The sequence below is a fragment of the Streptomyces nanshensis genome, from assembly GCF_001751255.1.
Taxonomy (GTDB): Bacteria; Actinomycetota; Actinomycetes; order Streptomycetales; family Streptomycetaceae; genus Streptomyces; species Streptomyces nanshensis_A.
Genome location: NZ_LJGW01000418.1, coordinates 1 through 10,001 on the forward strand (window position 1 = coordinate 1; position 10,001 = coordinate 10,001).

At 73.3% G+C, this 10,001-nt stretch carries 8 protein-coding genes and 1 pseudogene; 3 read left to right on the top strand and 6 right to left on the bottom strand.

Features of this window, described 5'->3' with window-relative positions; genetic code table 11:
* Window positions 1-36: 36 nt before the first annotated feature.
* Together AN218_RS26195 and AN218_RS26200 are read right to left on the bottom strand one after the other, a co-directional pair.
* Window positions 37-1,401 carry a phosphomannomutase/phosphoglucomutase gene (locus AN218_RS26195; protein ID WP_070019510.1) on the bottom strand — a complete coding sequence of 455 codons (1,365 nt, stop codon included), beginning with the start codon at window positions 1,399-1,401 and terminating at the stop codon, window positions 37-39.
* A 325-nt stretch (window positions 1,402-1,726) separates the two neighbouring features.
* The gene (locus AN218_RS26200; RefSeq protein WP_070019512.1) at window positions 1,727-2,125 is read right to left on the bottom strand and encodes a DUF3499 domain-containing protein; all 399 of its coding nucleotides are present in this window, start codon (window positions 2,123-2,125) and stop codon (window positions 1,727-1,729) included.
* A gap of 318 nt (window positions 2,126-2,443) precedes the next feature.
* On the opposite strand from AN218_RS26200, the gene AN218_RS26205 reads away from it, so the two are divergent.
* The 3 genes from AN218_RS26205 to AN218_RS26215 all read left to right on the top strand — a co-directional run bounded on the left by AN218_RS26205 (window position 2,444) and on the right by AN218_RS26215 (window position 4,176).
* Window positions 2,444-2,926 (top strand): metallopeptidase family protein, encoded by a 483-nt coding sequence (locus tag AN218_RS26205; protein WP_079132608.1) that lies wholly within the window; start codon window positions 2,444-2,446, stop codon window positions 2,924-2,926.
* A gap of 209 nt (window positions 2,927-3,135) precedes the next feature.
* Window positions 3,136-3,522, top strand: a complete 387-nt coding sequence (locus AN218_RS26210) for an ArsR/SmtB family transcription factor (protein ID WP_070019517.1) — start codon at window positions 3,136-3,138, stop codon at window positions 3,520-3,522.
* A 93-nt stretch (window positions 3,523-3,615) separates the two neighbouring features.
* Window positions 3,616-4,176, top strand: coding sequence for an SRPBCC family protein (locus AN218_RS26215; protein ID WP_070019519.1), 561 nt, complete (start codon window positions 3,616-3,618; stop codon window positions 4,174-4,176).
* A 42-nt stretch (window positions 4,177-4,218) separates the two neighbouring features.
* On the opposite strand, the gene AN218_RS37080 is transcribed toward AN218_RS26215, so the two are convergent.
* The 4 genes and pseudogenes from AN218_RS37080 to AN218_RS37085 form a co-directional block, all read right to left on the bottom strand.
* Window positions 4,219-4,611 (bottom strand): hypothetical protein, encoded by a 393-nt coding sequence (locus AN218_RS37080; RefSeq protein ID WP_070019521.1) that lies wholly within the window; start codon window positions 4,609-4,611, stop codon window positions 4,219-4,221.
* Window positions 4,524-6,773: an NACHT domain-containing protein gene (locus AN218_RS26225; protein WP_070019523.1), complete on the bottom strand. Its 2,250-nt coding sequence runs from the start codon at window positions 6,771-6,773 to the stop codon at window positions 4,524-4,526. Before AN218_RS26225 ends, AN218_RS37080 begins: the two co-directional genes overlap by 88 nt.
* A gap of 150 nt (window positions 6,774-6,923) precedes the next feature.
* Window positions 6,924-8,522, bottom strand: coding sequence for a DUF5719 family protein (locus AN218_RS26230; RefSeq protein WP_070019524.1), 1,599 nt, complete (start codon window positions 8,520-8,522; stop codon window positions 6,924-6,926).
* Window positions 8,519-10,001 (bottom strand): annotated as a pseudogene (locus tag AN218_RS37085) (family 2 glycosyl transferase); the annotation flags it as partial. The pseudogene AN218_RS37085 and the gene AN218_RS26230, both read right to left, overlap by 4 nt.

Consider the following 10,001-nt stretch of genomic DNA (forward strand, 5'->3'; position numbering starts at 1 on the left):
GCCCGGGCCGGGCCCGGCCCGGGCGGGATCCTCCGGCTAGGCCCGGACGATCGCCAGGACCTCGTCGCGCACCGCGTCCGCCGTCTCACGGTCGCGGGCCTCGACGTTCAGCCGCAGCAGAGGCTCGGTGTTGGAGGCCCGCAGGTTGAACCACCAGTCGCGGGACGTGACCGTCAGGCCGTCCAGCTCGTCGAGTTCGACGCCGTCGCGGCCCTGGAAGGCGGCCTTGACCGCGGCCGCGCGGCCCTCCTGGTCCTCGACCCGGCTGTTGATCTCGCCGGAGGCGGCGTAGCGGTCGTACTCCGCGACGAGTTCCGAGAGCGGACGGGGCTGTCCGCCCAGCGCGGCCAGGACGTGGAGCGCGGCGAGCATGCCGGTGTCGGCGTTCCAGAAGTCGCGGAAGTAGTAGTGCGCGGAGTGCTCGCCGCCGAAGATCGCGCCGGTGCGGGCCATTTCGGCCTTGATGAAGGAGTGGCCGACGCGGGTGCGTACGGGGGTGCCGCCCTGCTCGCGTACGACCTCGGGCACGGACCAGGACGTGATCAGGTTGTGAATGACCGCGGAGCCGGGGGACTTGGCCAGTTCGCGCGCCGCGACGAGGGCCGTGATCGCGGACGGCGGTACCGGGTCGCCCTTCTCGTCGACGACGAAGCAGCGGTCGGCGTCGCCGTCGAAGGCCAGACCGATGTCGGCGCCGGTCTCCCGTACGCGCTGCTGGAGGTCGACGATGTTTCTCGGATCGAGGGGATTGGCCTCGTGGTTGGGGAAGGTGCCGTCCAACTCGAAGTACAGCGCGTCCAGTTCGAGGGGCAGCCCCTCGAAGACCGTGGGAACGGTGTGCCCGCCCATGCCGTTGCCCGCGTCCACGACGACGGAGAGCGGGCGGATGGCGGTGAGATCGACGAGGGTCCGCAGATGCGCCGCGTAGTCGGAGAGCACGTCGCGCTGGCCGATCCGCCCCTCGGGGACGCCGTCTTCAGGGCTCGGCGGTCCCGACTCGCTCCAGTTCTCCACGAGTTGGCGGATCTCGGCGAGCCCGGTGTCCTGGCCGACGGGCAGCGCACCGGCGCGGCACATCTTGATCCCGTTGTACTGCGCGGGGTTGTGGCTGGCGGTGAACATCGCGCCGGGCAGGTCGAGTCGGCCGCTGGCGAAGTACAGCTCGTCCGTCGAGCACAGCCCGATCTCCGTGACGTCCGCGCCGAGTCGGGCGGCGCCCCGTCCGAACGCCCGCGAGAGCCACGGCGACGAGGGACGCATGTCATGGCCGACGACGATCGCGGACGCCTCGGTGACGCGGACGAAGGCCGCGCCGAACAACTCGGCGAACGCTTCGTCCCACTGGTCCGGCACGACGCCGCGAACGTCGTACGCCTTCACGATCTCCGACAGATCAGCCACGGGCCGGCCCTCTCCTGGGTCCTCGAAGTCCTCAATCACGGTCTTGCTGTGGGGTGTTGGGCGCCGGGCGGCAGTCCCGGGAGCCGGGCACCCCTCCCCGGCTTCTCCCCCGGCTTCCGGGTTCCGCAGCGGGATCCGGGGTGCCGCTTCCGGCTCCCGCACGTCCCCGGACGGCGGCAACTGCGCGCTCCGGCGGCCCGGTTCACCGGTCCGGCCCGGCGGCGCGGCAGCACGCCGAGTGCCCAAATCTACCCGTCGGGACCTGATCTCCCGTGTCAGCGGGGCCAGTCGGACGCGTCGGGAACGCCGGAGGGTCCGTCGCGGACTACTGCTCCGGTGAGCGCAGCACCCGAAGATGCCCGCGCCGCGCGACCTCCATCGGGTCGGAGTCGCGTCCTTCGGGGCCGCCGACCGCGTCGGACGGCGCGGCGGCGGAAGGGTCGCGCCGGGGCGTACGGGCCGCCTCACGCACGGCGTTGGCGAGCGCTTCGAGGTCGTCGCCGCTCGGACGGGGCGGCCCCGCGTCGACCGCGAGCCGTACGACTTCCCATCCGCGGGGGGCCGTCAGCCGCTCGGAATGCTCCGAACACAGGTCGTAGCAGTGCGGTTCGGCGTAGGTGGCGAGTGGCCCGAGCACCGCGGTGGAGTCCGCGTAGACGTACGTCAGCGTCGCGACGGCGGGACGGCCGCAGGCGGTTCGCGAACAGCGACGTACAGGGCTCACGACGATGGACCGTACCGCACTCTTGAGCGGCCTGCGACGACTCTCCTTGACGTCACTCCGCCGTGTCGTCCCGGTTGGCCGGAAACACCTGATCTGCGGGAAGTCACCGGCTCCGACACCCTTGTGTGCGGGGCGAGTCGGGGATCAGGCGCGAAGCGGTCGGCCGACGCCGCGAAGCGGACGGGGTGGTGCGAGATCACCGATCGCAGCGCGGAGAAAAAGCGGCCTGAAAGAGCCTGACAATGGTCACTCTGTGACACGGCCGCGACGGTCCGCGTGACCCCCTTTTGTGCCGGGCGGCCCGCTACGCTCGTGATGATGAACAGCCCCGTACCGCCTCGCGAGCCCGGCCCGGACGACGGACCCGGCGACTCCGGCCACGCTCACGGCCCCCGCCGTCGCGACCGTCACGGACGCGGCATGCGCGGCCCCGTCGCGCCGCCCCAAGTGCCGCTCGCCGTCAGCCGGTCGGAGGCCTTCGACGATCTCGTACGCGACTCGGTCGGGAGGCTGGAGCGGCGCTGGCCGCAGCTCTCCGGCGTCGAGTTCGCCGTGCAGGAGGTCCCGCGCAGCGACGACGGCGAGCTGGACGAGCAGACCGAGACGGTGCCGCTGGGCCGGGTCGCGGAGGCGGGGGGCGGACATCCGGACCGGATCGTGATCTACCGCCGTCCCGTCGAGATCCGCACCCGCAACCGCGACGAGCGCGCGCTGCTCGTACACGAGGTGGTCGTGGAGCAGGTGGCCGAACTGCTGGGCCTGGCACCGGAGTCGGTGGATCCGCGGTACGGGCAGGACTAGGGCGGTCCGGCCGGAGTCCGGCCGGAAGACCGGATGGAAAGAGCCATGATCCCGGCGCCGGCCGGTGGGCGGCGGCACCGGTCCCGCATACACGGTGTCGTCGGGTCGTCACCCTGCGCCGAGTACGGCCATGACGCCGACTCGATCCGGGGTCGGCCGGGTCTTATATTCCTTGACAGGTATATACGCGAGGGGGCATATTGGCTTCCGTGACGGACGCCACATGGACGGCGCTGGCGGATCCCCGTCGGCGGGCGATGCTCGACGTGCTGCGCGTACGCGCCTGCGCGGTGGGCGAGTTGGTCGACGAACTGGGCTTCACACAGCCGGCCACGTCCAAGCATCTGCGGGTGCTGCGGGACGCGGGCCTGGTGCGGGTCCGTACACACGCGCAGCAGCGCATCTACTCGGTCGACCTGGAGCGGATGGCCGAACTCGACGCGTGGCTCGCCCCGTTCCGGCGGCTGTGGAACGAGCGGCTCGACGAACTCGGCCGCCATCTCGACCGGACCGCCGCCGCGGAGCGCGGCGACGACGGCGACGGTGGCGGGCGCGGGGACGGGGACGGCGCCGCGAAGCGCACGCGGGGCGGCTGAGGACGGCGACAGGAAGCCAGGAAGTCAGAGAAGTCAGGAAGCACAGCGACAGCACAGCGGCGGACGCCGCACGCGCGGGCAGGAGAGCACGTCATGGACCGTGGAAGCTACATCGAGTACGAGGGCCGCCCGGCGGTGCGCTTCCGGCGCCGCTACCCGCATCCGCCGGAGCGGCTGTGGGCCGCCGTCACCGAGCCCGGAGAGCTGGCGCACTGGTTCCCCAGCGCGGTGCGCATGGAGCAACACGTGGGCGGACGGGTCGAGTTCAGCGACGATCCGCACATGGAGCCGACGTCGGGCACCGTGCTCGTCCACGAGCCGCCGCACCGCCTCGCGTTCACCTGGGCCGGGGACGAACTGCACTTCCACATCGAGCCGTCGGACGACGGCGGCTGCACCCTCACGCTGATCAATGTCCTGGACGCCGGGAACACCGCCGCCCGCAACGCCGCCGGCTGGACGGTGTGCCTGGACGAACTCGGCAAGCGGCTCTCGGGGCAGCCCTCTCACGGCCCGCACGGCGAATTCGCATCGGCCTGGCGCCCGTTGTACGAGAGCTTCGTCGCCGCCGGAATGCCCTCGGGCGCACCCCTCCCGGGGCCCTCGGGGGAGCTGGTGGACCCCGGCGAACTGGGCCTCCCCGGCGGCGCATGACATAGCCCCGCGGCGGGGCCCGACCCGTACCGGCCCGTCTCCCTATGCCGGCGGGTGCACCGGCGGGGTCCAGCGGTCTCCGGCGAACAGGCCCAGTGCGTCCAGCAGTTCGGGGGAGAGCTCTCCCGGCGGCGGCCCCTCGCCCAGCGGCCAGAGCGCGATCCAGCCCGCGTCGTCGGTGCGTACGCCCGGACCCGCGGACGCCCCTGGGTTCAGCCGGAGGTGCAGCATCGGGAGGCGGCGCGTGCCCGTGGTCTCCTCGTACTCGCGGACGGCCACCTCTGCGACGTCGGTCCACGGCACGGACACCGTACGGTTCCGTGACGTCGCCTCGATCAGCTCGGCGTTCAGGCGCAGTTCGGCCTTTCCCCATGCGACCGAGGGCTCGCTGAGCTCCAGCGCGACGGGCAGCAGGACCAGGAACGCGAGGAGCAACCACACCCCCGGCGCGCCCCATTCGTGCTCGACGCCCATCTGCACCGTGCGCAGCGCCGCGAGGCCCCACGGCAGGACGTANAGCGTCCAGAGATCCTGACGTCCGCCGGGAGCTCGGTGGCGGCGGTCGCCCCGCCCGTACGGTCCGTACGGTCCGTACGCGCCGAACTGCCCGCGTCCGCCGCCCCGTTCGCGTACGGCGACCGGTTCGTACGTGCCGTTCGGTCCGTATATGCCGAACGTCCGGAGCACCGGCAGCCGACCCGGGCGGCGAGCCGTTCCTGGAGCAGTGCGTGCCGGAACTGACAGGTCCCCGCCGTCTGCCGCAGCACGCCCAGCCGGTGGGCCTCGCCGAGGAATCCCGTCAGGCGCCAGGGAAGGGCGCCCACCGAGGCGAGCAGGGCACGGGTGAGCAGCCAGTGGCTCCACGGGCTGAGTACGAGGATCGTGCCCGCGGCGCCGACGCTGCCCACCACCCAGGTCGCGGCGGCCGTCGCCGCGCCCGTGCCCGCCGCCGTGGCGGCGCCCACCGCTCCGAGCGCCGGGGCGACCAGCGACACCGTCAGCAGGGTGCTTCTGCGCTGTTCCTCCAGCAGCTCGGCGGGCCCGAACGCCCTGTCCGGATCGGCGGGAACGCCCAGTACGAGCATCAGCAGCCCCGGAAGGACGATCGCGAGGATCGCCAACGCACCGTCCTGGAGCAGGAGTTGCACCGCCGACGCGACGACGAGGACCACGACCAGCACCGCCGCCGACTGCGGGCGCCATCTGCGCAGCAGACCGGTCGGCCGCTGCGGCAGATCTCCCCGCGTGGCCAGCAGCACTCGGTGCACGATGCAGCCCACGAGCGCGAGGGCGAGCGCCCCGGTCGCGCCCTCGGCCACGGTCCGCCGCTGAAGAGCGTCCTGGGTGGACCAGGCCGTCAGCGCAGACATCACGAACAGCAGAAGGCCCGTACCGGCGAACAGCGCCGGGACGCCGAGCACCGCGGGCAGCCTCGCGCGGTGCAGTCGCCACCAGGCGAACTCGCGGGTGCCCAGCCGTTCGAGATGAGCGGCGAGGAAACGCAGCCAGCGCTCGGCACGTGCCGGTCCCCAACTCCTCGCGGAGCGCGGCCCGTCGGGCGCTGCGGGACCGTCCGCAAAGACCGCCGGGACCAGCGAGTCCAGCAGATGGCGCTCGACGGCCGCCGCGTCGGGGAAGCGCGAGCGGTCCAGGAGTTCGCCCGGGGCCGCCTCCGCTGACGCGTACACCGTGCGCGTCAGCCACAGCATCAGGGGCGAGGAGAGCGCACGCACCACGGGACGCCTTGCGTCGCCGGAGGCCAGCGCGGACAGCAACTCCTCCCAGCGGCCGAGGCGTTCGGGATGGCACGTACGCCGGAGATAGTCCGCCGCCGCTGCCGCGGGCACGGGCCGGGCGCGTACGACGGCCGCCGACGCCAGGACGTCCGCCTCCTCCGCCGCCCGTGCGTACTCCTCGGTGCGTGAGGTGAGGATCAGCGAAGTACCGCCCGCCAGCGCGCGGTTGAGGCCGGACAGCGCCTTCGTCCGTGCGGGCGCGGGCAGTTCGTCGAATCCGTCGAGCACGGGCAGCACCCGCCGGTCCCGGACCAGTTCGCGGATACGGCGACGGTCCAGCCGCCGCGTGCCGTGCTCCTCGTGGAGGAGGCGGGCGAGCCAGGTGTGCAGATGCTCACGGTCCGGGTCCCAGGACCCCAACGGGACGAGGACCGGGACGGGTTCACCGCACGTCCAGTCGCGCAGCAGCTCCAGCAGGAGGAGGGTGGCGAGCGAGGTCTTGCCCGCGCCGGGCGCGCCGAGGATCACCAACCGCCGTGCGGGCAGGGAGCGATAGGCGGCGGTCAGGGCGGCGAGCCCGTCGCCCTGCACGGGTACGGCGGCGCCCACGTTCACCGGATGGTCGGCGGACGTACGGTCGGCCTCCCAGCGCACCGCGAGCTGCGCCCGGTCCGCCAGGCCGCGTGCCGCCGCCTCGTCCCGCCAGCGGGCGTGGACGACGCGGGCCAACTCGCGCGCCGCAGCGTCCTGCGGCGTCTCCGCCGGAGCGGCCTCGAACCGGACGTCGCCGAAGACGTTTCCCGCCTGGATCACATAAGTGGCCGTGCCGGAGAAGGAGTTGTGCACTCCCTCCTGCTTCATTCCGGCCTGCTCCCGCGGATCCGCCGACGTCTGTCCCTACGGCTCGTAGCATCCCGCGGCGCCGCCCGGCACTTCAACACCGCGCGCCGCGCGGCGAGTTCACGGCCCGGCCGCCCGACCGGCCCCGGCTGGGCGGCAGTCGAGCGGGGTCTAGTCGCCGGTGAGGACCGACAGGTCCTGCCCCGAGTGCGGCACCAGCACCTTGCCCCGGTCGTCCGGCAGCGTCTGCACCGTGAACGCGGGCACCTTGCCCTTCTTCTGCTCCAGCGTCCGCGAGGCGTACACCTCGCCGCCCGAGAGCCGCTCGACGGTCACCGCGTAACCGCCCTTCACGCCCTTCGGGGCAGGCGGGGCAAGGGACTTGGTCGTCTTTCCCTTGACCGTGTACGTCTTGCTGACCGGGCTGCCGCCCTCGCTGCCCGCCGACGACGTGACCCGTACCGTCACCGACTTGCCCGGCGCCATCAGCGAAAGCTGGGAGCCCTTCTCGCGGTTGTCGGCCGCGGTGGCACGGTCGGTCAGCGGCGCGGTGGCCGGGATGAAGCCCGACTCCTGCTTCGATCCCTCGCCGCGGAGCACGCGCAGCGCCGCGACCACCGGGGTCGCGTCGTCGCCGCCGTCGGTCGGCGTGAGGACGAGCGAACCCGCCTGCCCCTTGGTGAGGTCCTTCAGATCGACGGCGTTCGTCATCCCGGCGCGTACGTGCAGCGTCTCGTGGCCCGCGGGCGCGATCTGGCCCGAGGGGCTGGCGAGCCTGACCTTCAGATCCGCGTCGTTCTCCCCCGGGGCGAGGACGACGAGCCGTACGCCCGTCGCATCGCCGGGGATGCCCGGCAGCACGGCGCTCGGGGCGGGGTCGGTCACGGAGGAGATCCAGTCGCCGCCGAGCTTCTCGTCGACGGCCTGCACCTGGGCCCCCACCCGTCCGGCGCGGGCCACGACATGGACGGCGAGGTTGGTCACCGGCTCCGGGGTGAGCGTGGAGAGCAGCACGGGCACCGTCGAGCGGGGCGGGACGGTGATGCCCTCGGCCGTCTCGGAGTCCACGCGGCCCTTCTTGCCGTACAGGTTGAGGTCGACGACGGCGCTGGTGTCGTCGGGGTTGGTGAGGTGGACGTAGTCCTGCCGGTCCTTGTCCGTGCTCGCGGCCGGGAACCAGAAGTCCGTGTCGGGGACGCCGCACGCGGTGCCCTGGATGCCGCGGCCGGCGCCGACGGCGACGTCCGTCGTCTGCTGGACGGTCCAGCCGGGGGCGAACCGGCCCTCGGCGGAGCCGAAGAGAGCGGAGGACTTGGTGCCGCTCGCCTCGGCCGTCACCGGCTTGCCCGGCTCACGCAGGGGGGCGAAGGGCTTCGGCTCGGACTTCTTCTCCGGCTTCTCGTCCGCAGCCTTGTCCTTGTCGTCCTTGTCCTTCTTGTCCTTCTTGCCGCCCTTGCCTTTGCCCTTGCCCTTGTCCTTGTCCCCCTTGCCGCCGTCGTCCGCGCCGCCGCCGGTCTCGGCCTTCTCCGCCGGGTACAGCTCGGCGCCGCCCTTGCCCTCGCCGCCCTTCGGGGCGAAGGCGGTGTACCGGGTCTCGGCCACGTCGGAGACGCTGGGCTGCGGGCAGACCAGCGTCGAGCGCTCGACCGGGCGGCGTCCGGCCGCCGCCGTCTGCGTCGCGTCCTCGCCGGGTGCCGCCAGCGCCGCGACGCCGGTCAGGGCGGCGAGCGCCGTGACCGCGCCGATCAGGGTCGTGCTCGTGCGGTTCACTGCTGATCGCTCCTGTTGCCGTACCTCGGGTCGTAGCCGTACGGGTCGGCCTGCCCCTCGTACGCGTCGTACTGCGATGCGGAGTAGCCGTCGTCGTACTGCCGCGCGGAGTGAGCGTCGTCGCCGTACCGGCCGTCGTACTGGTCGCCGTAGCCCTCGTCGTAGCGCTGCCGGGGCTCGAAGGGCGACGGCTCGTACGGCGCGGACGAGGGGTCGGGCGCCGGGGCTCCGGGCGTGCCGTAGCCCGCGGACGCACCGGAGGAGCCGTACTGCGCGTCGAACGGGGACGGCTCGAACTGCCGCTCGGCGTAGGGCTGTTCGTAATCCTGCCCGTACTCCTGGCCGTACCCCTGCCCGTGCTCCGCTCCGTGCCCGCCCGCGAACTGCTCCTGCCCGTACGGCTCCTGCCCGTACGGCTCTTGCCCGTACGGGCCCTGCTCGTACTCCCGTCTGTGGTCCGCCTGCGCGGGCACCCCGGCGCCCTCGTGCGCGTCCGGTTCGTACGCCGGGGACTCCGGCGCGGTCTCCCGCGGGACCTCGCCGGCCTCCTCCGCACGTGCGGCCTCGGCCGCCGCCAGCCTGCGCGCCCGGCGTCCGCCGCCGGGAACTCCCTGCGCGGGAACGGCCACGGGCGCGGTCTCCGGAAGATCGTCGTCCACCTGGCGCCGGCGTCCGGGCAGCGCGAGGACGATCACCAGGAGCGCCAGGAAGCCCTGCGTCCACAGCCACACGGTGTGCGCGCCGCTCGTCTCATGCGTGATGTCCAGCCGTCCGCCGCCCTCGGGCAGCCGGAAGCCCTGCGCCCAGCCGTCGAGCGTGACCGGCGTCAGGGGCTTGCCGTCGAGGGTGGCCTGCCAGCCGGAGTCGGCGGCGTCGGCCAGCCGTACGGTCCGCCCGGCCTCCCCCGGCCGCACCTGCGTGTGCACCTCCAGCGGTCCGGCGGGTACGGGCACCGGGTCCGCCTTCGCAGCCCCGCCGCCGCCCTTCTCGCCGCCCGCGGGTACGACGCTGACGCGGGAGACCTGACGGTCCACGCGCCACAGCGCGCTGCCGTCCTCCTGGCTGCGCCGCGTCAGACCGGGCGTCGAGTCGAGGACCCGGCTCATCTGCCGGGGCGCGCCGTCCCGTACGAGGACGTACCGCACGGCGTAGCCGCCGAGTTGCTCGGTCTGGTCGGCGCCGGAACCGGCCACGAGGTTCGCGACCACACGGGCCAGCCGTGCGTCGTCGCCGCCCGCCGCCGCGAGGTCCCCGTCGCCGAGCCTGGCGCCGGAGCCGCGCACGATCGAGTACGAGACGTCGGAGGGCGCGCGGGAGGCGTCGTCCGCCTCGCCGGAGAGCACGAGGGTGCGCGCCTGGTCGCTGGTGTTGCTCTCCTCCGCGACGAACGCGGGCACCTGTACGGGGTCGCGCCGCGAGAGCGGACCGTCCGCGCCGCCCGCCATCCAGCCCACGGCGGCGACGAGCGGCGCGGCGACG